Source organism: Pseudoalteromonas sp. SG41-2 (assembly GCF_014164535.1).
In the GTDB taxonomy this organism is placed as follows: domain Bacteria; phylum Pseudomonadota; class Gammaproteobacteria; order Enterobacterales; family Alteromonadaceae; genus Pseudoalteromonas; species Pseudoalteromonas rhizosphaerae.
In genome coordinates this window covers 12,141-35,603 of sequence record NZ_JACJFK010000030.1, presented here as the reverse complement: position 1 = coordinate 35,603, position 23,463 = coordinate 12,141, and the positions used below count along the sequence as shown (strand labels likewise).

At 40.1% G+C, this 23,463-nt stretch carries 24 protein-coding genes; 16 read left to right on the top strand and 8 right to left on the bottom strand.

Annotated features, from left to right (window positions below; all coding sequences use genetic code 11):
• Nucleotides 1-17 precede the first annotated feature (17 nt).
• From H5186_RS19380 to H5186_RS19370, 3 genes are all read right to left on the bottom strand, one after another.
• On the bottom strand, nucleotides 18-1,034 hold the full coding sequence (locus H5186_RS19380; RefSeq protein WP_145241288.1) for an aspartate carbamoyltransferase: 1,017 nt from the start codon (nucleotides 1,032-1,034) through the stop codon (nucleotides 18-20).
• A gap of 136 nt (nucleotides 1,035-1,170) precedes the next feature.
• A complete protein-coding gene (locus tag H5186_RS19375; protein WP_145241290.1) occupies nucleotides 1,171-1,605 on the bottom strand; it encodes a CopD family protein in 435 nt (144 codons plus the stop codon).
• 19 nt (nucleotides 1,606-1,624) lie between these two features.
• A complete protein-coding gene (locus H5186_RS19370; protein ID WP_145241292.1) occupies nucleotides 1,625-3,307 on the bottom strand; it encodes a chloride channel protein in 1,683 nt (560 codons plus the stop codon).
• Between the two features lie 163 nt (nucleotides 3,308-3,470).
• On the opposite strand from H5186_RS19370, the gene H5186_RS19365 reads away from it, so the two are divergent.
• The 3 genes from H5186_RS19365 to H5186_RS19355 all read left to right on the top strand — a co-directional run bounded on the left by H5186_RS19365 (nucleotide 3,471) and on the right by H5186_RS19355 (nucleotide 5,980).
• A complete protein-coding gene (locus H5186_RS19365; RefSeq protein WP_182794817.1) occupies nucleotides 3,471-4,565 on the top strand; it encodes a DKNYY domain-containing protein in 1,095 nt (364 codons plus the stop codon).
• A gap of 135 nt (nucleotides 4,566-4,700) precedes the next feature.
• Nucleotides 4,701-5,039, top strand: a complete 339-nt coding sequence (gene erpA / locus H5186_RS19360; protein ID WP_058560150.1) for an iron-sulfur cluster insertion protein ErpA — start codon at nucleotides 4,701-4,703, stop codon at nucleotides 5,037-5,039.
• A gap of 701 nt (nucleotides 5,040-5,740) precedes the next feature.
• The gene (locus H5186_RS19355) at nucleotides 5,741-5,980 is read left to right on the top strand and encodes a helix-turn-helix domain-containing protein (protein WP_016708680.1); all 240 of its coding nucleotides are present in this window, start codon (nucleotides 5,741-5,743) and stop codon (nucleotides 5,978-5,980) included.
• Nucleotides 5,981-6,046: 66 nt separating this feature from the next.
• On the opposite strand, the gene H5186_RS19350 is transcribed toward H5186_RS19355, so the two are convergent.
• The 4 genes from H5186_RS19350 to H5186_RS19335 are packed head-to-tail and all read right to left on the bottom strand — an operon-like array spanning nucleotide 6,047 to nucleotide 9,798.
• Entirely contained in the window at nucleotides 6,047-7,426 is a 1,380-nt protein-coding gene (locus tag H5186_RS19350) for an AmpG family muropeptide MFS transporter (RefSeq protein ID WP_182768067.1), read from the bottom strand.
• A gap of 43 nt (nucleotides 7,427-7,469) precedes the next feature.
• Entirely contained in the window at nucleotides 7,470-8,090 is a 621-nt protein-coding gene (locus H5186_RS19345; RefSeq protein WP_182719117.1) for a peptidylprolyl isomerase, read from the bottom strand.
• Between the two features lie 2 nt (nucleotides 8,091-8,092).
• Nucleotides 8,093-8,647 carry a YajG family lipoprotein gene (locus H5186_RS19340; RefSeq protein ID WP_182731490.1) on the bottom strand — a complete coding sequence of 185 codons (555 nt, stop codon included), beginning with the start codon at nucleotides 8,645-8,647 and terminating at the stop codon, nucleotides 8,093-8,095.
• A 2-nt stretch (nucleotides 8,648-8,649) separates the two neighbouring features.
• The gene (locus H5186_RS19335; protein ID WP_145241311.1) at nucleotides 8,650-9,798 is read right to left on the bottom strand and encodes a methyltransferase; all 1,149 of its coding nucleotides are present in this window, start codon (nucleotides 9,796-9,798) and stop codon (nucleotides 8,650-8,652) included.
• A 42-nt stretch (nucleotides 9,799-9,840) separates the two neighbouring features.
• Between H5186_RS19335 and H5186_RS19330 the strand changes: the two genes are divergently transcribed.
• The 13 genes from H5186_RS19330 (at nucleotide 9,841) to H5186_RS19270 (ending at nucleotide 21,325) form a co-directional block, all read left to right on the top strand.
• On the top strand, nucleotides 9,841-10,434 hold the full coding sequence (locus tag H5186_RS19330) for an alpha-ketoglutarate-dependent dioxygenase AlkB (RefSeq protein ID WP_182794816.1): 594 nt from the start codon (nucleotides 9,841-9,843) through the stop codon (nucleotides 10,432-10,434).
• A gap of 73 nt (nucleotides 10,435-10,507) precedes the next feature.
• Nucleotides 10,508-10,819, top strand: coding sequence for a BolA family transcriptional regulator (locus H5186_RS19325; RefSeq protein ID WP_145241315.1), 312 nt, complete (start codon nucleotides 10,508-10,510; stop codon nucleotides 10,817-10,819).
• Nucleotides 10,820-10,919: 100 nt separating this feature from the next.
• Nucleotides 10,920-12,113 (top strand): enoyl-ACP reductase FabV, encoded by a 1,194-nt coding sequence (fabV, locus tag H5186_RS19320; protein ID WP_182740360.1) that lies wholly within the window; start codon nucleotides 10,920-10,922, stop codon nucleotides 12,111-12,113.
• Nucleotides 12,114-12,489: 376 nt separating this feature from the next.
• Complete coding sequence (locus tag H5186_RS19315; RefSeq protein ID WP_145241319.1) at nucleotides 12,490-13,833, top strand: Na(+)-translocating NADH-quinone reductase subunit A; 1,344 nt, start codon at nucleotides 12,490-12,492, stop codon at nucleotides 13,831-13,833.
• A 4-nt stretch (nucleotides 13,834-13,837) separates the two neighbouring features.
• The gene (locus tag H5186_RS19310; protein WP_182740361.1) at nucleotides 13,838-15,040 is read left to right on the top strand and encodes an NADH:ubiquinone reductase (Na(+)-transporting) subunit B; all 1,203 of its coding nucleotides are present in this window, start codon (nucleotides 13,838-13,840) and stop codon (nucleotides 15,038-15,040) included.
• Nucleotides 15,033-15,797, top strand: coding sequence for a Na(+)-translocating NADH-quinone reductase subunit C (locus tag H5186_RS19305; protein WP_145241323.1), 765 nt, complete (start codon nucleotides 15,033-15,035; stop codon nucleotides 15,795-15,797). The genes H5186_RS19310 and H5186_RS19305 overlap by 8 nt, the downstream gene beginning before the upstream one ends.
• The gene (locus H5186_RS19300; RefSeq protein WP_145241325.1) at nucleotides 15,797-16,429 is read left to right on the top strand and encodes an NADH:ubiquinone reductase (Na(+)-transporting) subunit D; all 633 of its coding nucleotides are present in this window, start codon (nucleotides 15,797-15,799) and stop codon (nucleotides 16,427-16,429) included. Before H5186_RS19305 ends, H5186_RS19300 begins: the two co-directional genes overlap by 1 nt.
• Nucleotides 16,430-16,439: 10 nt before the next feature.
• Nucleotides 16,440-17,048, top strand: a complete 609-nt coding sequence (gene nqrE / locus H5186_RS19295; RefSeq protein WP_145241327.1) for an NADH:ubiquinone reductase (Na(+)-transporting) subunit E — start codon at nucleotides 16,440-16,442, stop codon at nucleotides 17,046-17,048.
• A 19-nt stretch (nucleotides 17,049-17,067) separates the two neighbouring features.
• Nucleotides 17,068-18,297: an NADH:ubiquinone reductase (Na(+)-transporting) subunit F gene (nqrF, locus tag H5186_RS19290; protein ID WP_145241329.1), complete on the top strand. Its 1,230-nt coding sequence runs from the start codon at nucleotides 17,068-17,070 to the stop codon at nucleotides 18,295-18,297.
• 97 nt (nucleotides 18,298-18,394) lie between these two features.
• Nucleotides 18,395-19,426: an FAD:protein FMN transferase gene (locus H5186_RS19285; protein WP_149982043.1), complete on the top strand. Its 1,032-nt coding sequence runs from the start codon at nucleotides 18,395-18,397 to the stop codon at nucleotides 19,424-19,426.
• A gap of 84 nt (nucleotides 19,427-19,510) precedes the next feature.
• On the top strand, nucleotides 19,511-19,723 hold the full coding sequence (gene nqrM, locus H5186_RS19280; RefSeq protein ID WP_149982042.1) for a (Na+)-NQR maturation NqrM: 213 nt from the start codon (nucleotides 19,511-19,513) through the stop codon (nucleotides 19,721-19,723).
• A 223-nt stretch (nucleotides 19,724-19,946) separates the two neighbouring features.
• Nucleotides 19,947-20,120, top strand: a complete 174-nt coding sequence (locus H5186_RS19275; protein WP_182794815.1) for a TonB-dependent receptor — start codon at nucleotides 19,947-19,949, stop codon at nucleotides 20,118-20,120.
• A 74-nt stretch (nucleotides 20,121-20,194) separates the two neighbouring features.
• Nucleotides 20,195-21,325 (top strand): PepSY domain-containing protein, encoded by a 1,131-nt coding sequence (locus H5186_RS19270; RefSeq protein WP_182794814.1) that lies wholly within the window; start codon nucleotides 20,195-20,197, stop codon nucleotides 21,323-21,325.
• 33 nt (nucleotides 21,326-21,358) lie between these two features.
• Here the strand turns inward: H5186_RS19270 and H5186_RS19265 are convergent, their stop codons facing one another.
• Nucleotides 21,359-22,708, bottom strand: a complete 1,350-nt coding sequence (locus H5186_RS19265) for a M14 metallopeptidase family protein (RefSeq protein ID WP_182794813.1) — start codon at nucleotides 22,706-22,708, stop codon at nucleotides 21,359-21,361.
• Nucleotides 22,709-23,463 lie beyond the last annotated feature (755 nt).

The following is a 23,463-nucleotide window of genomic DNA, read 5'->3' as shown; positions in this document are numbered from 1 at the left end:
TAGTTGTCACGTTAAAATTAACTATCGCGTTTACGGCTAAACCAAGGCACAGCAACTTCGTATTGCTCTACTTTATCGGCAACATCGAGTGTCAATGCAAACAGCGCCATGCGAATTAACACGCCATTTTGTACTTGGCGGAAAATAGCTAAATTGTCATTAAGGTTTAAATCGTTATCAAGCTCATTGGCTTCTATACGACTATCGCGTGGTAATGGGTGCATTAACACGGAGTTTGGTTTGCAGTGGGTGTTATAAATTGATTGGCTAATTCTAAAACCACCACGGTATTTATTGGCTTCTTCTTGCGATGGGAAGCGTTCTTCTTGGATACGGGTTTGATAGACGATATCGGCGGCTAAGTTACCTTCCATTTTATCGACGATTTCAATTTTATGGCCCGCATTATCGACGGCATCAAGAATATAGCTAGGCATTTGTAAGCCATCAGGTGCCACCATCGAAAATTTTATATCTTTATAATGACATAATAATTTTGATAATGAATGCACGGTACGACCGTATTTTAAATCACCAACAAGGGCGATATGCATACCATCTATTTTTTGATCGAAGCGATGTAGTTCACGCTCAATTGTCAATAAATCAAGTAATGCTTGAGTTGGGTGCTCGTTAGGGCCATCGCCACCATTGATCACCGGCACTGAGCAGCCAGTAGCAAATTCAGCCACTGAGCCTGCATCAGGATGGCGCATAGCGACCGCATCGGCGTAAGCTGAAATAACGCGCGCGGTATCGTATAAAGACTCGCCTTTGGCTAATGCAGAGCTTTGCATCCCCGTTGTTTCACGAACCAAACCACCTAATAAATTAAAGGCTGTACCAAAGCTTACGCGGGTACGGGTACTTGGCTCAAAGAATAAGTTTGCTAAGATTGCGCCTTCTAATACATTGGTGCGTTTTTGCTTTTTAGCATACGGCTCCATTTTTTTGGCTACTGCAAAAATACGTTCAATACAGTCGCGATCGAGCTGATTGACAGAAAGAATATTTTCACCTTGGAAACTTAACATGGGGGCTGTTCCTATCACATTCAAAAGGGGCGCGATTAACCATCTTCGATGGGCACGCAATCGCGCAATATTATACCCAAACCACCTCAAGAAGCGAGTTTCTGCATCTTGAAGTGGTTTGGTTATATAGCAAATTTTACAAGCTGGGTTTAGTTATAGCTAAAAATACGATGACTAATAGCACTAATACCGGTAGTTCGTTAAAAATACGATAAAAGCGGTGGCTGCGAGTATTACGGTCGTGTTTAAAATCCGCCAGTAATTTAAAACAATAGCCATGGTAAATGTATAGCACGATCACTAATACTAATTTGTAGTGCATCCACATGCTGTATTTAAACCAGTCGCGGCCATATTCAACAATTGTCAGCACGCCAAACACCGCCGTTAGTACTGCAAATGGCGTCACAAAATACAGTAACCGTCGCTCCATCACTTTGAGCATGGAGTTACAGGACTTTTCTTCGCTCATAGCGTGATAAACAAAGAGGCGGGGTAAGTAAAATATGCCAGCAAACCAGGCAATCATAAAAAATACATGTAAGGCTTTGTAGATCAGTAGCGCGCTCATAATGTTCTCTTATTGTTAGTTACAGTAAGCTATTACGTATGGTAAGAATGTGGCGGATCTGATCCCAGCGCATTATTCCCATAATTTGTTGATTATCGAGTAAGTTATAAATATACACAGCTCCGCTGCGCTTATCTTTTAATACATCAAACACATCGGCCAAAGTAGCTTGACTGCTGATCCCTTGCAAGCTGATGTAGTTGATCGAAATATTTTGATCTGACATTAAACTTAAATCATATTCTGCAAGGCGATAACCATTTTCAGGATCATAAACAATTAACGGGGTTTGGCTATCAACAGCATTTAAGGTGCTTTCTATTTGTTCTTTATCATCTGAATAGAGTAGTTTGAAGTTTTCATCCATCTCGTCCATTACCCCGACTTTTTGCAGTGCTTCGGTGGCAGGGGAGACATGATAGGCTAAACCTTGAAAGTCGAGCTGCTGTAAAAATATCGACCGATTGCCAAATACTTGTAATGCGGTGACGTATGCCGCTGAGATAACTAACATGGCCGGCACGATTATTTCAGGACTTGAGGTTAACTCCATTACCGTCGTTAAAGCAGCCAGTGGAGCATGTAAGGTGGCGGCTAATAAGCCTGCCATGCCTAAGACGCTATAAGTACCAGAGATATCAACGCCGGGACTAATAAATTGTGCAAAAAAGGCCATTAAAGTGCCCATCAGTACGCCTAAACCAATCACTGGGCCAATGATCCCGCCGGGAATACCCAAGCCAATTGCAAATAATGTCGCCAGTAATTTAGCAATTAAAATAGTGGTTAATAGTTGCACATCATCAGGGCTTTCTACGGCCAAAGTTATTGCACTCATACCAGAACCCATCGCTTGTGGCACCATATAAGCAATGCCGCCAGCAATCAGACCTGCCAGCAATAAACGTGGAAACATACTCAAAGGTTTGAAGGTACGAATGATCAACATTAGATTTTGGTTAAAAGCATAAGCAACCGCGCCCAAAGCCATACCAAACAGGATTAAAAATGGATAGTGCCAGCCACTTAATGCCGTCACTGTGATCAGTGCTAATTCTGATGCGTCACCAAATACAAACTGCGTCGCCAGTGCACCAGTGACTGCAGCGAGCATTATTGGCACAAATATATGTACTTTGTATTCCCTAAGCACCACTTCCATCACAAAAATAACAGCTGCAAGTGGTGTATTAAATGATGCGGCAATACCAGCTGCAACTCCACAACCGCTGAGTGTCCGCATGGCGTTATGAGGCAAATGTAATTTATCGGCCAGCAAACTTGCACCGGTTGCGCCCATATGTACAGATGGCCCTTCACGGCCAACCGAGAAACCACTGATCAATGCCAGTGCACCACCGACAAATTGATTTACCGTGTTGTATAACGGCATTTGCCCGTAATGGCGTTTAATACGGTGAATAACAAAGGGAATACCTAATCGATAATGTTTAAAACCAGTCAAAGCAGCAAATAGCGCAATTAAAAAGGCAGCAATAATAGGCATTAAAACCCGCTCAAGAGGCGGTAAGGTAGTAAAATCGTCAGGATTTTCAAGGAATAAACCTTGGAAAAATAGAATAGTTAAGCGAAATAGAATGATCAAAAACGCCGCAATGAGTCCGGCACTTACGCCGAGTAAGCACAATTGCACCGATGTTTTTGGCTTTGCCAAGCGACGCCTAAGCGTTTCAAGCCACATGCATATTTCCTCGCCACCTATTTCAGCGGGCAGTTTATCAAAATAGTTAATGGAAGTCCTTGAGATTTTTACTGGTATTTCACTTAAAGCAAATTGATATTTAGTAAGGCTTTGGGTAAGTTGCAAGCTCATAGAAACGGATATTCAATTTTGGAAGGGTTTTATGCACCTACTATTAAGTATTATAACTACATTTGCATTAATGGCTTGGCCTTTAATGGTGATGATGTCACCGATGATGCTTGCAGCTCCTGGAGCTGTGGATAATAAAGCGGCAGTTTTGAGTGTAATGTTATTTTTGCTTTTCCCAGTAGGCATCTTCATTTTATTTGGGTTGTTTGGTATTAATTATTTAGGCATTAACAGTTTTTTATTAGCTAAAATAAGTGCCGTCGTTGTTTGCATTGTTTTTGTAGTTTTTGGGTATTCAAGTTTGTTTATTAACATGATTAAAGGGGTGCCAAATAGTGGCTATGCTGTTGTTAATAATACAGTGTATTTTAGTGGTACAGTGATTTCAGGTGCAGACCCTGATAGCTTCATTACTTATGATAGCAAAGACTATGAAAATGAACATTCAACGTCACTATATGCCAGCGACAATCATAGTTTTTATTATTTTGGGAAGCGGGTTTCTGATGTTGACCCTCGTAATATTAAAGGGCAATTAATCAGTCACAAATTATATTGGCTTAATGACACTCAAGTGGTCTTGAGAAATCAAATTATAGAAGCTGCAAATCCCCGAACATTTTCAAATTTTGATGATGACTTCCCACAATGGAATTATTCAGAAACAGAAGGGAAATATACAGTTTACTATGATGATGAAATATTGAAAGCTGTTGATTTCGACTCTTTTACACCGTTATTTAGCGGTTATGCCAAAGATAAAAACCACATTTTTTATGGCGAAAATATTATTGTACCGGAGGCCGACTTGCAGACGTTTGAAATACTCACTACAAGCTATGAGTTCGCTCGCGATAAAAGTAATATTTATTATTTATCTGGAAATGAAACCAGCGCAATAAACGGGCTTGATCCTGACTCTTTCGAGGGAATTGAGCGAAATTATATTAAGGATAAAAGTGGTGTATATCATTATAGCCAGTCTGATGGTGTTCAGCGCATCCATGATGCAGATGTCGAGAGCTTTGCAGTAACTGATTATGATGAAAGTACAAATTCAGATGCGCTAGATAAAAAGCACTATTACATGCGAGGTGAAATTGTCAGCTCTAGAAGTGACTTTTGATCAAGCTTATTGAAGATGGATCGGTTTTCCTGATGACAACCTAGTTATAGAAGAAATTAGTAGTTGTTTACTATACTTGATTAAAACACTCGGGTATTAGATAATCAAAGCAATGTAGGTATAGAGGGTTATGGTATGTCAGAAGAATTACCCATTAAGTTCAGCGATGCAGCTGCTGTTCGTGTTAAACAGTTAATCGACGAAGAAGAAAATCCAGATCTAAAACTGCGTGTTTATGTAACAGGCGGAGGTTGTTCAGGTTTCCAATATGGTTTTACTTTTGATGAAAAAGCAAACCCAGGCGATTTAGAAATTGTAAAAAATGGCGTAACCTTAGTGGTTGACCCAATGAGTATTCAATATTTAGTTGATGGTGAGGTGGATTACACCGAAGGACTTGAAGGCGCACGCTTTTTTGTTTCCAATCCCAATGCAACTACCACCTGCGGGTGTGGCGCTAGTTTCAGCGTTTAAAGCAATTGATTAAAGCCGCAGCTAGCGGCTTTTTTATTACCTAAAAAATCTTCTTATCTAAAATTACTGCGTAGCTATTATTTCATTAACTGATGCTGTTGTTGCTGATCTGAGCTTTGTAACCTTGCTGACTTTAGCGCTTATTTTTTGTTTATAGATGCTAAGTGAACGTCAAATTGGCTTACTTTAGCTTAAGTCACTCATTTATGTAGGGTGAGTGACTTGGAGCATTAGAATAAAAAAACCTAACACTATTGCAGAAAACGCTAAAATATATATAAAGCCTTTCTTACCTTTTTTGATCGGTACGCCATTTGATTTAAGAAAAAAGTACCAAACTAAGCAGAGGATAATGGGTAGTAAAAACAATAATCTGAACATAAACGCTTGCTCCTAACAATAAAGGGACAGTTAATAATGTAACTATTTAATTTATAAGTCAAAAATAATTAATCATAAAAAAGGTTTATTTAAATTAATTATTTGTTACATTAAAAAGGAACTAATTATAGAACGTGCGTTTTGTTGTGACTTTAACAATAAAGCTGCTCATCTATAATAGCTGATTCCTTAAATGGGTACTCGGCTGAAATTAGTTATTTCACATGAGTCTGAATAGTATATAATGTATCCAAGAGCGAGACGGGCAAATTTCACTCTTAATTAATTAACTTTAAATCATCTAGTAGGAGATGTTTTTTATGATGGGTAAAACAGTTTCTTCTGAAGAAAACTCAAAACTAACCAAGTGGCTTAAAACTAAGCGTCACGAGAAAGGTCACACAATGCGAAGCCTTGCTCAAGTACTTGGTACACCACATTCATTTATTGGCAAAATTGAAAACCAAGAGCGCCGTTTAGACGTAATTGAATTTTTACGTTATTGTGATGCATTAGAAGTCGACCCGTATGAAGGTTTAGGCTTATTAAAAGAAGACTAATATTTAGTTTCTTTTTGTAAGCGCAGGGAAGCGCTCTCATTGATGTGAAATGATTTCTTTCCCTTATTAATTCCTACCGTGATAACTATTTTCTAATTCATACAATTTATGCCGAATAAGATATAAGAATATCAGTGATGGTATTACCATCAGGGCAGTCAAAATAAAAAATAACGACCAATTTCCACCTAACCAATCATCAATCACCACACCGCTATAACTTGAAAGTAAGGTTCGTCCTAAATTCCCCAATGACGCTAATAAAGCATAATGTGTTGCGCTAAAAGCGCGATCACATAGCATAGATATAAATGCTACCATAGCAACTAATGACCATGCTTGAGTAAAGCCATCTACGACAATTGCCATTGCGTACAAGTGTTCTTGCGGGCCTGCGAGAGCGATCCAAGAAAACATTAAGTTAGAAGCAGCCATTGCCACACCGCTAATAAACAAACCTTTAACGATGCCGTACTTGTGATTAAAAATACTGCCTAAAAATGCGAACACAATGGTGATAAGCCCCGTGCCGAGCTTTGAATAGTTTGCTATTTGAGTGTTCGAAAAGCCGACTTCTTTATAAAACACAATCGACATACGGGCCAGAAATGCTTCACCAATTTTAAATAAAAAGATAAAAGCGAGCAGCGCAAGTGCAGTCTTCACGCCATTACGAGCGAAGAATGTTTTAAAAGGATCAAGTACAGTAACAGCCAACCATGCTGCAACTTTAGTTAATTGTGTTTGCTTACCAAGCGCCAGCTTTTGCCGATAAATACGTTCTAGTTCTGCATGTACAACTTCGCGGTTAGATTCAGGTTCTTTTGCCCAAAATACACAACTCATAAGTAATAACATCACAATAGCTAAAAAGTAATACACTTGTGGCCAGTCAATACTTGGCATATCTGCCATATAAAACGGAATAGCACCTAGCAGAGCATAACCGCTCCACCAACCAGAAGTAGCCATCGCTGCTGCGGCGGTTGCTTTATGGCTTTCGTTTTCACTGAGGGTATCGATACGAAAAGCATCAATAGCAATATCTTGAGTCGCTGAGGCGATAGCAATTAATAAGCATAACGCAGCTGCGATGGCTAAATGCGCGGTGATATCTAATCCTGCCAGTAAAATAACTCCGAGCAAAATAAAGCATTGGCAAAATAGTATCCAACTACGGCGCTGGCCTAGCCAGTTATACAGCAACGGCAGCTGTATTCTATCGACTAAGGGTGACCATAAAAAATTAATGCTGTAAGCACCAAATACAATGCCAAATAAGCCAATCATGCTGCGACTGAGGCCTTCATCTTTTAGCCACGCAGACATCACGGAGCCTATGAGGACCCAAGGAAAACCGCTGCTCATACCAAAAATAAACACATTTATAAGTCGTTTATCTTTAAAGTACGAAAAATATTCTGATACCGACAAGCTTTTAGTCATAACGCCTTCATTGGCAATAGCGGTTTGGCCGCTATTTTTATTGTTATAGTGGGGTTGGCTCTAATACAGTTATATTTAAAATAACAACCGGGGTTTTTGGTACAAAGTCATAACCAATTTTTTCATTAAATCCCGTTTCAACTTGCATGATTTTATCAAGCGTTTCGTAGCCTTCCATTACCATACCGAACACGGCAAAGCCCCAGTCTTTACCAGGGTTTAGGTGGTCGTTATTGTCCATGTTAAAGAAAAACTGACGAGTACCAGAATGAGGTTGACGATCTTGATAGGCCATGGCAATACTGTACATATCGTTTTTTGAACCGTTACCGCTTTCATTAAAGATTGGATCGCCTTCATAAACGCCGTCGTAATTTCTATCGTAACCACCACCTTGAATGACAAAGTCTCGGTCGTTTTCTACATCACGTTCAACACGATGAAATACGGTGCCTTTATAGCTGCCATCCATCACGTAAGTTAAAAAATTATTGACGGTGATAGGGGCTTTTGAGCGATCCATCTCGACTATAATTTTCCCCATTGTGGTGGTTATTTCAACTCGTGGGAACATATTGTTTTTTTGCACAAAGCGTCCTTCGGTCGCTGCCATTACGGTTTGGCTAAGTTGCACTAATATAAATAATAAAAATAGACGTTTCATGGTTAACCTTCTAAAAATGCGAGTAATTCAGGATCTGATACCATGCGGGTAATTAACTGCTCAGTCAACTTATTGAGTTGTCCTTCAATTTTTGCTCTATCGTGACCTAGTGGTCCTTCAAGGCTTGCATTACCACGGTAAATTTTACTGAAGTTACTATCGCTGCGAATAACACGCACACCTAATTCAATCTTTGCATTGCTGGTATGCGACATCATTTTTTCAGTTACTACGGCTTGCAGTGTATGAATATCAACTTCAAAACGAGTAGTCGCAAGATTTGAAATGCTTGCACCGTTTCGGCTAAGAGCGCTATCAAGGGCACTTTTAATTGATTCAGTAAGGCCTTGGCTGGCAATTGTTTGGGTTTTGTCTGAGGTTATTAATTTTAATGTTGCTGGGTCACCTCTAAGATCAATAACACTGGTACTTAAACTTTGATTAATTGAGCTTAATTTGCCACCTTGATAGAGCGGATTTAAGATCAATTGATTAGGCTGACTACTGCAAGCCGACAGTGATAATAAAGCACAACAAGGTAAAACATATTTCATCATAGCTATAGCATTCCATTATTTTTAGTGGCACTTAATACTACAAACTTTTTATTTGAACCAAGTAATTCACAATTGCCAAACATACGTTTTAGTTTGTCATGGTAGTCCAGGTGGCGGTTACCAATAATACGTAATTCTCCGCCATTTTTTAATGTGTCTTTGGCTTGTTTAAACATTTGCCATGCAATGTGATCTGTCACGGCTTGTGCTTGGTGAAAAGGCGGATTACATAACACTACATCGACACTTTCACGTTCAAAGCCCGTTAAGCAATCATTTTCAATAAAGCGGCATTGCTCAAACTTATCTTCCATATTGAGCTCTACAGTTAATCGTGCTGATTCAACCGCCATATATGATTCGTCCACAAAGGTAACTTCAGCGTTAGGGCAGCGTGCGAGTGTCATCAAACCCACCACACCATTACCGCAACCTAGATCAATAATACTTTTTGCTTTATTGGTTTGTGGTAAAAAGTCAAAAAAGAACCGTGCACCAATGTCCAGAGAATCCCGCGAGAACACATTGGCGTGATTACTAATGGTAAAATCAGTGCCTTCAAGAGGCCAATTAACAGGAAAATCAGCAGCTTTATAACCACCTTCCGCTTGGCTAATAATTAGGCGAGATTTTTTCACTGCTAAACTAGTTTTAGTTTCACCAATAAATTGCTCGAATGCTTTAATTGTTGAATTATGTACATCTTTGGTTTTTGCTGCGCCAATAACCGGAGTGCCAGGTGCAAGTACTTCGCTGAGCTCAGATAATTGATATTGCAAGAAGCCCAATGTGCGTGGCACTTTTAAGATAACTAAATCAACGTGTTCAGGCAAAGCCGATAAGCTATCTAGCTGGCTAAATGCGGTGGTTGGTATTTTATTTTCTGCTAAGTTGTAAGCCGCCGCTTGGTGGCTAATATAAGAATCGTTTACTGAACAAACCGTTAATTGTTGTTTACTAAAATAACAAGACAAGGCTCCAAAACTATCATTTAAAATCAGCAAAGAGCGACAATCAGGATAATGTTCAGTAACATAGTCAATTAGGTACTCGTCTGCTGAATCCCAAGCTTGTAAGCTACGGTTTTTTTGATCCAATGGAAAACGTTCAAGAGTAAATGTTTTATCGCCGAACTGTGCTTGCGTGGTCATAATAGTTAGTGATCAGTAATCAAATGATAGGTAAATTCTAACATGCAACGGCAAAAGGCCAACCCCCATATGTTACCAAATGGCTTTTACTACCAAGCAAAAGCGTTAAGTGCGCAAAAAAGTCTCGATTTATTCTACTATTTACGCGACTTACTGACTTGGCAGCAACCAAAAACGACCGTGTTTGGGAAAACGAATCCCATTCCACGTATGCAATGTTTTATTGCTGATGCTGGTGTGCGTTACGGTTATTCTGGTTCGACATTAAATGTTGAACCATGGCCAGATGTATTAGATGCCATGCGACTACGATTAAATAAACAATTTGATGTTGGATTTAATGCCTTATTGGTTAACTTATACCGTGATGGGAATGATTGCATGGGCTGGCACGCCGATGATGAAGCAGAACTTGGCCATGAGCCTATTATTGTATCGATTTCATTAGGGGCTGAACGAGTATTTAAAATAAAACATAAAGTAACCAAGGAAGTCACTTCGCTTACGTTACACAGCGGGAGTTGCTTGGTTATGAATGGACTTAGCCAGCAACAATATCTACATGCGCTTCCTAAACAAACACGTTTGGCACACCCTCGAATCAACTTAACTTTTCGAACAATTTTTCAAAAATGAATATTTGTTGGCCTTTATAGTAGTGGCCTTGATATAGTAAGCACATAAATAACCAGTAAAATATGAGTGTTTTATGTCAATGCAACAACAGATTGAAAGCAAGTTAGCTGATGCGATTGCGTGTAAGCACCTTAATGTGGTGAACGAAAGCCATATGCATAGTCGTGGTAGCGATTCACACTTTAAAGTGATTGTAGTAAGTGAAGAGTTTAGCGGTAAACGTTTATTGCAACGCCATCGTCAAATTAATGAAGTGCTAAAAGATGAGTTAGCGAATCATATTCATGCATTGGCTATCCATACTTTTACTCCTGATGAATTTACAGAGCAAAGTGGTCAGGTTGCTGACTCACCGACTTGTTTAGGTGGCTCTAAATTAGATTAACGGCAAGGTCTGAGAGTACACAAAACTCATCAGACCTGTATTTTTACAATTAGCCTTTAAACTAGCGCTAATTTTTATTGAGATAAATATAGGATGATCAATGGTCATTAAGCCTAAAATTCGCGGTTTCATTTGTACTAACGCCCACCCAGTAGGTTGTGCAGAGCACGTACAAGAACAAATTAACTATGTAAAACAACAAGGCGCATTAAAAAATGCCCCTAAAAATGTATTAGTTATCGGTGCTTCAACTGGCTATGGCCTTGCATCTCGTATTACTGCTGCATTTGGTGGCGGTGCTAAAACTTTAGGTGTTTTCTTCGAAAAAGAAGGTACTGAGCGTAAAACCGGTTCTGCAGGTTGGTATAATACTGCTGCATTTCAAGCGGCCGCAGACGCTGAAGGTTTATGGTCAAAAAATATTAATGGCGATGCGTTCTCTAACGAAATCAAACAAAAAGCGATTGATACAATTAAAGCGGATCTAGGCAAAGTAGACCTAGTTATATATAGCCTTGCATCGCCGCGTCGAACTGATCCAAATACCGGCGAAGTTTACTCATCAACGCTTAAGCCAATTGGTAACTCAGTTACGACTAAAAACTTAAACACCTCAAAACGTGAAATTGATGCTATTACCGTAGAAGCTGCAAACCAAGATGATATTGATAACACTATTAAAGTGATGGGCGGCGAAGACTGGGAAATGTGGATTGATGCATTAAAAGAGGCTGATGTACTAGCTGATAACTTTAAAACCAGTGCTTATACTTATATCGGTAAAGAACTAACATGGCCAATTTACGGTCACGCGACTATTGGTAAAGCGAAAGAAGATTTAGATCGCGCAACCGTAGCAATCAAAGAATCAACTAAAGCATTAAACGGTGAAGCTTATGTATCATCATTAAATGCAGTGGTCACCCAAGCAAGTTCTGCAATTCCTATTATGCCGCTTTATATTTCAGCGCTATTTAAAGTAATGAAAGCGGATGGGACCTATGAAGGCACGATCGAGCAAATTCACGCGTTATTTACTGAGAACCTTTATGGAGACTCACCACGCTTTGATGACGGCGGTCATTTATTCCAAAACTACAAAGAGCTGGAAGATGATGTACAAGCGCGTATTCAAACTGTGTGGGACAGCGTAACCACAGAAACAATAGACGAATTAACTGATTACGTGGGTTACCACAATGAGTTTTTACGTTTATTTGGGTTTGGTATTGATGCTGTTGATTATGAACAAGATGTCGATCCAGTTGCCGCTATAGCTAACATGATTGATTAATTCAGCCATGTTTATTTGAAAAGTCGCTATGGCGACTTTTTTTATTGATAAATTTTACTTTATCGTTATTTAGCGGATTAATTTCCATCCCACCTCGCAAGCAATAGCACTTTGGTCTATATTGAATTTTATTCAAATGCGGCTAATAGGTTAAATAACTGCTCCTGTCGTATAAATTTCATAATTACACTCGCATAGTGACCCTGATTGATGTTAAAATTCGGGCAATATATGTGAGGAATTTTACTGCGTTGCTTGTTTTGTAATTTAAACAGGCGGTTCTTCGTTATCTTGAATTTGGCTTAGGGTTATCAAGAAAAGCGACGTGGTCGGTACGATTTTTCAGTTTCTTTCCGTTAATGTAGTGCAAGTGCGTATGATCAACATAAAAAAAGGTCTGGACTTACCCATAGAGGGCGCGCCTCAGCAAGTTATTCATGATGGTTCTACCGTCAAACGTGTAGCTGTGCTAGGTGAAGAGTTTATTGGTATGCGTCCAACCATGCATGTTCGTGTGGATGACCAAGTTAAAAAAGGCCAGGTACTTTTTGAAGACAAAAAGAACCCAGGTGTATTATTTACTGCTCCAGCTGCTGGTACAGTAAAAGAAATTAATCGTGGTGCAAAACGTGTGCTGCAATCTGTCGTTATTGAAATAAACGGCAGTGAGCAAATCACCTTTGACGCTTTCTCGACTGAGCAACTTTCGAGTCTCGATCGTGAAAAAGCCAAAGAAGTACTAATCCAGTCAGGTCAATGGACAGCATTACGTGCTCGCCCATTCAGCAAAGTAGCGGCTGTGGATGCAAATCCTAGTTCGATCTTTGTGACGGCTATCGACACTAACCCTCTTGCTGCAGATCCTGCAGTGATTATTGCTGAAAATGTACAAGCATTTGAAGCAGGTTTAGCTGTAGTATCACGTCTGACCGATGGTAAGGTATTTGTTTGTAAACAAGCAGGTAGCCAAGTACCTAGCTCATCAATTCCTCAAGTAGAAGTACATGAGTTTGGTGGCGTACATCCGGCTGGCCTTGTTGGCACACATATCCATCACTTAGATCCAGTATCGGTAAGCAAGCAAGTTTGGCATATCGGTTACCAAGACGTTATTGCCTTTGGTCACTTATTCCTAACTGGTGAAATTAGCACAGACCGTGTGATTTCTCTTGCTGGTCCGCGTGTTAAAAACCCACGTTTAGTGAAAACTCAACTGGGTGCTGCTTTAGATGATTTAGTTGCAGGCGAATTAGAAGACGGCGATAACCGTGTTATCTCTGGCTCTGTTTTAGCGGGCGCTACTTCACAAGGTCCTCAAGCATTCTTAGGTCGTTACCACATTCAAGTATCGGTATTACTTGAAGGTCGCGAAAAAGAGTTGTTTGGTTGGATTGCTCCAGGCACAGATAAATTCTCTGTAACACGTACTTTCTTATCACACCTAACACCGAGTCGTTTATTTAAAATGACAACGTCAACAGGTGGTTCAAAACGTGCCATGGTACCACTTGGTAGCTATGAGCGTGTTATGCCTTTAGATATTTTGCCAACGCCTTTATTACGTGACTTAATTGCCCGTGATTTGGATAGTGCAATTTCATTAGGGGCGCTTGAACTTGATGAAGAAGATTTAGCGTTATGTACCTTCGTTTGTCCAGGCAAATACGAGTATGGTTCAATCCTACGCGATTGCTTGACTACGATCGAGAAGGAAGGCTAGAGAGATGGGTTTAAAGAAATTTCTAGAAGATATCGAGCCGCATTTTGAAGCCGGTGGTAAACATGAAAAGTTTTATGCGCTGTATGAAGCAGCTGCAACTATTTTTTATACCCCTGGTCACGTAAATAAAGGCGCGACACACGTTCGTGATAACATCGACCTAAAACGCATGATGATTTTAGTGTGGATGGCGACGTTCCCTGCAATGTTTTTTGGTATGTTCAATATCGGTCATCAGGCCGCTGGTGCATTAGCACAAGGTTTTGAACTAGCAAATTCTTGGCAAGTTGGCCTGTTCCAGATATTTGGTGGTGAATTAACTGCTGAATCCGGCTGGGGCGCTAAAATGTTTTATGGCGCATGTTTCTTCCTACCTATTTACGCAGTTACATTTGCTGTAGGTGGTTTCTGGGAAGTTATATTTGCTTCAGTGCGTAAGCATGAAATTAACGAAGGTTTCTTCGTAACGTCTGTGTTATTCGCGCTTATCCTACCTGCAACCATTCCTTTATGGCAAGTTGCACTAGGTATTACATTCGGTGTAGTAATCGCTAAAGAAATCTTTGGTGGTACTGGTCGTAATTTCTTAAACCCTGCATTAGCGGGTCGTGCGTTTTTATTCTTCGCATACCCTGCACAAATTTCAGGTGACACAGTATGGACCGCAGTAGATTCATTCTCTGGTGCAACTATGCTAGGTCAAGCGTTTGTTGGTTCACTTGATTACAGCAACATGGCTCTTTGGTGGGATGCGTTTTATGGTTTCATTCAAGGTTCAGTAGGTGAGACATCTACACTTGCATTGCTAGTTGGTGGCTTATTCCTCATTTACGTACGTATTGCTTCATGGCGCATCGTGCTAGGTGTATTCTTGGGTATGGTGGCAACTGCATTCTTATTAAATGCAATTGGCTCAGATACTAACCCAGTATTTGCAATGCCTTGGCATTGGCACTTTGTACTTGGTGGTTTTGCTTTTGGTATGTTCTTTATGGCGACAGACCCTGTGTCTGCAGCATTTACTGACAAAGCAAAGTTCGCATATGGCGCACTAATTGGTGTGATGGTAGTAATGATCCGTGTAATTAACCCTGCATTCCCTGAGGGTATGATGCTAGCAATCTTATTTGCTAACTTATTTGCACCATTGTTCGATCACTTCGTAGTGCAAGCTAATATCAAGCGGAGGTTGGCACGTAATGTCTAGTAATAACGAATCAATCGGCAAAACGCTAAGCGTTGTTGTAGCACTATGTTTAGTGTGTGCAATCATCGTATCGTTTGCTTCAGTTCAGCTTCGCCCTTTACAGCAAGCTAACAAAACGCAAGATATTCAAAAAAATATCTTGGCAGCTGCGGGCATTGATGTGTCTGGTTCTGTATCAGAAACTTTTAAAGCTAAGATCGAAACTCGCCTAGTTAATATGGAAACAGGTGAGTCTCAAACTGGCGAAGCAGTTCAGGCTAAAATCGACGCTTTCGATTTTGAAAAAAGCAAGTTTGATCAAAAAATTAGCTTTGCATTAAAAGCAGAGGGCATTAAGGATATCGCTGGTATTCAGCGTATGACTCATGAGTCTCCTGCATATATCTCGAAAAAAGCAGACGGTTCTACAGATGCTATCATTTTACCAATCCAAGGTTATGGCCTTTGGGGTATTATGTATGGTTTCTTAGCGCTTGAAAGCGATGGCGAGACAATTAAAGATATTAACTTTTATAAGCACGGTGAAACACCAGGTCTAGGTGGGGAAATTCAAAATCCACAATGGACTGCTAAATGGGGTGGCAAAGAGCTACCTATTGATGTAGTAAAAAGCGGCGCTAAAAATGATCATCAAATTGATGGTTTATCTGGTGCAACTTTAACTTCAAATGGTGTTGATCACACAGTTGACTTTTGGACTGGCGAAAACGGCTTTGGTCCTTTCCTTGCGAGAGTACGTGAAGGAGCGTTGAAATAATGGCTGATACTAAAGAAATGAAGTCGGTCCTATTTGGTCCGGTACTGGCAAACAACCCAATCGCATTACAAGTACTTGGTATTTGTTCTGCGCTTGCGGTAACGTCGAGCTTAAAAAATGCTTTAATCATGTCAATCGCATTGACCTTGGTAACAGCGTTCTCAAGCTTCTTTATCTCAATTATTCGTAACCAGATCCCGTCATCTGTACGTATTATCGTGCAAATGACCATTATTGCATCATTGGTAATCGTTGTTGACCAAGTATTACAAGCCTTCTCTTATGCTACGGCGAAAGAGTTGTCTGTATTCGTTGGTCTAATCATTACTAACTGTATCGTAATGGGTCGTGCAGAAGCATACGCAATGAAGTCGCCGCCAGTAATGTCGTTCCTTGATGGTATCGGTAATGGCTTAGGTTACTCAGTAGTGTTACTGACTGTTGGCTTTATTCGTGAACTATTTGGTAAAGGGTCATTATTTGGTGTTGAAATCATCCCTCTTGTACAAGATGGTGGTTGGTATCAACCTATGGGTCTATTGATTTTACCGCCTAGTGCATTCTTCATCATTGGTTTATTCATTTGGGTACTTCGTACTTATAAGAAAGACCAAGTAGAAGCGAAAGGGTAAGGGGCAGACTGTGGAACATTATATTAGTTTATTCGTAAAAGCAGTTTTCATTGAAAACTTAGCTTTGGCCTTCTTCCTAGGTATGTGTACTTTCCTTGCAGTATCAAAGAAAGTTACAACGTCTATCGGTCTAGGTGTGGCAGTTATCGTGGTATTGGGTATCTCAGTACCAGTTAACAACTTGGTTTATCATGCGGTTCTTGCACCTGGTGCACTTGAGTGGCTTGGTTATCCTGACGCGGATCTTAGCTTTTTACGTTTCTTGACGTTTATCGGTGTTATTGCGGCACTTGTACAAATTCTTGAAATGGCATTAGATAAGTTCTTCCCAGCACTTTATAACGCGTTAGGTATCTTCCTACCATTGATCACAGTTAACTGTGCAATCTTTGGTGCGGTATCTTTCATGGTTGAACGTAACTATAACTTCACTGAATCAGTGGTTTATGGTATCGGTTCTGGTGTGGGTTGGGCGCTAGCAATTACTTTGCTTGCTGGTATCCGTGAGAAAATGAAATATTCAGACGTGCCAGACGGCTTACGTGGTTTAGGTATTACCTTTATCACTGTTGGCTTGATGGGTCTTGGCTTTATGTCATTCTCTGGCATTTCACTTTAATAGGTAGCGAGGATAAATCATGAGTTATGAGATTTTCTTAGGCGTTGGTGTTTTCATCGCTATCGTTGTACTGCTAGTTTTAGTCATCATTGGTGCTAAATCTCAGTTAGTTGCAAGCGGTGACATCATCATTGGCGTAAATGGCGATCCAGACAAAGCCATTACAACATCTGCTGGTACCAAGCTTTTAGGCGCGTTATCTGAGTCAGGTATTTTCGTATCATCTGCATGTGGTGGCGGTGGCTCTTGTGGTCAGTGTCGTGTACACATTCATTCTGGTGGCGGCGATATCTTACCAACTGAACTTGATCACATCTCTAAAGGTGAAGCCCGTGAAGGCTGTCGTTTAGCGTGTCAGGTAAATGTTAAAAATGACATGGAAATTGAACTTGAAGAGTCAATTTTCGGTGTTAAAAAATGGGATTGTGAAGTTATCTCTAACGATAACAAAGCAACCTTCATTAAAGAACTTAAACTACAGATCCCTGATGGCGAGTCAGTACCGTTTCGTGCCGGTGGTTATATTCAGATTGAAGCCCCTGCGCATCACGTTAAATATGCTGATTTCGATGTACCAGAAGAGTATCGTGGCGATTGGAACCATTTTGGTTTCTTCAAGCTGGAGTCAAAAGTAGACGAAGAAACAATTCGTGCTTACTCAATGGCTAACTACCCAGAAGAAGAAGGCATCATCATGCTTAACGTGCGTATAGCTGCGCCGCCGCCAAGAGATTTAAGCTTACCTTGTGGTAAAATGTCATCGTACATTTGGTCACTTAAAGAAGGTGATAAAGTAACTATCTCTGGTCCATTTGGTGAGTTCTTTGCAAAAGATACTGATGCTGAAATGGTATTTGTAGGTGGTGGTGCTGGTATGGCACCTATGCGTTCACACATCTTTGACCAACTTAAGCGTTTGAACTCTAAGCGTAAGATGAGTTTCTGGTATGGTGCACGTTCTAAGCGTGAAATGTTCTATGTTGAAGATTTTGACGGCCTAGCGGCTGAAAATGATAACTTCGTATGGCATACCGCGCTTTCAGATCCACAACCAGAAGATAACTGGGAAGGCTATACTGGCTTTATCCATAACGTGTTATTTGAGAACTATCTTAAAGATCACGAAGCGCCAGAAGATTGTGAGTTCTACATGTGTGGTCCTCCAATGATGAACGCCGCTGTTATCACTATGTTGAAAGACTTAGGTGTTGAAGACGAAAATATCTTACTAGATGATTTCGGTGGCTAACACCCGTATCAAAACAGTTTAATTTTGGTTAGAATATCAGCCTCGTAGCAATATATGTTACGGGGCTTTTTTATTTCCATTACTTAAGTAGGCTGCTATGAATAGAGTTTTTCACCGACAAGGCATGATTGCCATCTTTTTTCTTACCCTCACTTTACTCATTAGTGGCTGTGGCCAAAATGATGAGCCCCAAGAGTTATACCTTGAAGGTAAAACTATGGGTACTACTTACCATATTAAGGTCTTCGCCAAGCAACAAAAGCTGGATTCATTAAATTTATTACCAGAAGTAACTCTGTTGCTAAAAGATATAAATCAATCAATGTCGACTTATATTGATGATTCTGAAATCAACACTTTTAATCGTCTTCCCGCAGGTCAAGTTATGCCTATTAGCCGTGATTTTAGAGCAGTTGTAAGCGAGTCCATCCGCTTAGGAGAGTCTACTAAGACTCTTGATGTGACCATGGGACCACTGATTGATTTATGGGGTTTTGGTCCTGATAAAAAACCAACAAAACGTCCAACAGATGAAGAGCTCGCAGCCATGGTTGCACAAATTGGGGTTGATAAACTAATACTGACTGAGCAAGGCCTAGCGAAAACAGTAGCGGGTTTAGAATTATCATTTTCTTCTACTGCAAAGGGGTATGGGATAGATAAAGTAGCTGAATTATTAGAAAGCCATGACTTAACTGATTATATGGTTGAGATTGGTGGTGAGTTACGTGTATCAGGTAAAAAACCGAATGATCAAGATTGGCGTATCGCTATTGAGCAACCGGATGCTGAGCCTGGTGTGCGTAAAGTGCACCGTGTATTAGCGCCGGGTAATAACGGCATTGCGACATCGGGTGATTATCGCATTTACTATGAGATGGATGGTATTACCTATAGCCATTTAATTGATCCAGCAACCGGTATGCCAAGTCGTCATGATCTAGTATCGGTTACTGTATTGCATCCATCAGCGATGACAGCTGACGGCCTTGCAACAGCACTGACTGTGATGGGGATGGATAAAGCCAAAGCCTATGCTGAAAAAAATGATTTACCGGTTTATCTGATCGGCAAATCAAAAGATGGCTTAGTGACTTATTCGAGCCCTGCATTTAAACCCTATTTGTAGCGCGGTTTAAATCAGTTTATAATAGCAACAGCTTGGTGATTATCATCAAGCATTATTTTATTGCTGATCAATAGGGGCTAAGCAATGTCACTTTTTCTTCTTACGTTTGGTTTACTGCTTTTAATTGTCGCAGCGATGGCTGTGGGCATGATAGTGCAAAAGAAATCTATGGCCAGCAGCTGTGGTGGTTTAGGCTCTGTAGGCATTGATAAAGCTTGTGATTGTGATGACCCATGCGACAAACGCAAAAAGCGTATGGCAAAAGAGCAAGTTTGGAAAGAAAACCAAATATTATAAGCTCTTGATAGCTATCAAATATACATTAAAAAGCGCCTCTTTAATAACAGGCGCTTTTTTAATGCCCACTTACGGCTAAAATGTGTCAAGTAATCGACCACTGCGACAATATGTCACACCCAGTGAAGCTCGTATGGACTGTATAATATGATGTATTCCTAATCGTTTATTCACTGCAGGCATTGATTATCAATTAACAACTTAATTAACAACGCAATTAAACTTGGCTGCGAAACTGCGTGCGCTTTCTGATTACGAATTAGCACTAAGTAATAGCCAAGGACGATATGGTGACTTTACACAACTTAGGCTTAAAGCAACTTATGACGTTAATTCGGCACTGATGTTAAGCACGCAAGTTGATAATTTAACTGATGAGTATTATGAATATGTATAGTGGGATGACTCGTAAACTCTGCATAGCCCAGCACAAGGTCGTGCTATATCTGTTGCAATTAAGTTTAAGTATTAATGAGTAAGCAGTTACTCGCGTGGCGCAAGTTGGCAAGGCGACTCCATCTATGGTTGGGGTTAAGCCTTGGCATGTTTTTTGTGATCCTTTGCTTGTCAGGAGCTGCACTTGTTTATTATCCGCAAATAGATGCCTGGTTGCATCCGGAATTAGCAAATGCAGCGCAGCAACCGTGTGATTACAACACTGCATTAAAAACATTACGCATGCAGTATCCAGATAAGCTGGGACCGTGGCGGTTTGAAGTGACCCCTGAACAACAATTCATTCCGGCGCGCTATTATAACCCTCAAGAGACTCAAGGGCAGGATTTTGCACCTATGATGGTGTGGTTGTCATCTGATGGCAGCACCTTGCTCAGACAGTCATTTTGGGGCGATTACCTAGTAACTTGGCTGTATAACTTGCACTTTACTTTACTACTTGGCAGTACAGGGACAATTATTGTCGGTTACCTTGGAATTGGCAGCGCGCTCTTATTACTCACAGGTTTAGTTGCGTGGTGGCCTAAGTCAGGTTTTTGGTTGAGGCAATTGCGTTTTAAGCGCCGCGCTGCTTTATTAGGACACATGTACGATTGGCATAAAACAATCGGTTTAGTGATGTTGTTACCCTTGTTTATTCTTACTAGTACCGGTGCGATGCTAGCCTTGCCCAAAGAGACCAATGGCTTGCTTGGCTGGGCACTGGGTGAAGTCGAAAGTGCCGCAAGACCAGCACCACAGTTAACTTTTTCAAACCCGCAAATTAGTGTTACTCAGGCTGTGAAAATAGCACAAACACAACTGCCTAAAGCGCGACTTGCATGGATAGAAACTCCCAGCGTAAACCAAGGCTATTATCGACTGCGCATGCAGGTAAGTGATGATAAATCGACACGTTTTCCAAACAGTTATATTGATATTAATCCGCGCTCAGGTGAGGTAGTGAAGGTCTTCGATCTTAGGCAGCAAGGAACAAGTAACCAAATCAAAAACTGGCTACATCCACTGCATAATGGCAGTGTAGGTGGGCTAAGCCTTAAAGTGCTATGGATCATCGCCTCGTTGGCAAGTTTAGGGTTGGCTTGGCTAGGTTGGTATCGTTATTATCTACGTAAAAATATAGCCAAAAAAGATCGCAAAAAATAACAAGCCCTGAGAACAGGGCTAACGTACTTAAATTTAAAGTTTTATAAGTTGACTACCTAATACGGCGTATTCGATGTGTTTATCGTTGCGTAGTAAAAAGTGTGCTTTAGCTCCACGCTTTGGTATTGCACTGTGCTTATTACATGATGATATGGGCCAATCACTGTTGTTGGTTAGTTTTGCTAAATCCCCATTAAAACAGCTATAACCTTGTTTAAGCAGTGCTTTATATTGTTTGTTGGTGAGAGTTTTCATTTCACTGACGATGAAGCCTTTGCCGCTATCATACGATAATTTGCTGGCGTCAAGCTGAGTAAAACCTTGACGAATACTGCTAATATCCCCCAGCTCTTTAATATGGCCCTGTTGGTTTTTGTTATTTATTGATATATCAATATGGTAGCCGCCTTTTTCAGTATTTATTTTTACATCATCGATCAGTAAATCAACCCATGCATCTTTAGCATTAAATGGAATTGCTTGGTAAGTGGCGATTTCTTGTTGTTGCCAGTTACCAGATACCAATTCGTCAATCATTTGAACGTACAACATACGATTCATTTTGCGTGCTACTTGACGGTTGGGATCTGCGGGGTAGGCACCTGATTCTATTAAAATTGTACTGATCCCCATTTCTGAAAATGTATCACCAAAACTACGATAAGAGTAACTGTCGTTATATTTAGCTAAATGCCCCGGTATTGTTTGTTCTACGAGTTTACTTAGTTGTGCAATGAGCTTCATAGCATTACTACGGCTGTTGTTGATTTCACGTTGCGTATTATACGCTGGGGCTAATACTGAGATAGTTGCAGGCAGACCTTGTTCTCCTGCGCCATAATAAGCGTTTTGATCGTGCAGATTGAAGCCAAATTCGGGCTTAAATACCTTAGCTGCAGCCATTAACAACTGACCCTCAGGTGTTCGTAGTGCTTTAGCATCGCGGTTTAAATCTATTCCTTGCGCATTAAAACGGGTTTGCAGCTGTGCGCCATCGGGATTGACCATAGGAATGATCATCAGTGATAGTTTTTTTTGCCAATTTTCTCGCCATGCATCATTTTTTGTTTCGATTGCATAGCTTAAAAAATCCGTTAATGCGGCACTTGCCGTATTTTCATCACCATGCATTTGGCTCCACATCATAACTTTGATTGGCCCCGAGCCAATATAAAATGCATCAATTGATTTACCTAAGAATGATTGACCTAAATTTTTTCGCTCTATGCTGGGGTGAGCAGCTAACGTATCTAGTAAAGGAGCAAGATCAGCGTGTGTAATCGCTGCTTTGTTTAATCCTTTAATTTGGTGCATTGCGATTGGTGCGGCAGTTAAGCTAAATGAGTAACTAAGTAAGCTAACTAGTATGGTTTTGCGAATCATATTAATATCCTGTTATTCTTATTTTGCAATTTTTTAAGAATATAATATTAATATGGATCGGTCCAAAATTATCTTCACTTTAAGTGAAATCATTTCTCATAACTGTGATGCTTTACGGGCTTTATTTTCAATTGATTGTTTATTATAAAATAATATCTTTTGATAAAGTTTTTTGTGAACATTTAAGTTGATTTTATGGCTAAAATTTAGACTAAAGTCTATGGGTTAATTTTTTTCATCTATCAGATTTATTTTTATCAGTTGTAAGCTTTGAGCTATTACACTAAATTTAGTTTCAAGGAAGCGAAATGAACAAGCCGCTTACAAAGAATCTTTATAATTGTGTGTGAAGATGTTGTCAAAGGCGGTTCAAGTTTAGTACAAACTGGGCTTGAACTGTTTTTATTTTACTGCCACATGATTAGACTAACTGAAAGTTTGTCACTGAATTACAGTGTTTATGAACAACGCTAAAACTGAATCTTTATAATTGTGTGTGAAGATGTTGTCAAAAAGACAGTTCAAGTTTAGTTAACCTGAGCTTGAACTGCTTTTATTTACTGCCACGCGATTAAATGAACTTATTGTTCATCAGTGAATCTACAATACGTATTGAAAAATATTAGAACCGAATCTTTATAATTGTGTGTGAAGATGTTGTCAAAAAGACGACTCAAGTTAGGGGATAACTTGGCTTGAGTTGCTTTTTATTTTAACCGACATGCAGTTAGATGGCGAAGCAGCCAATACTAAAT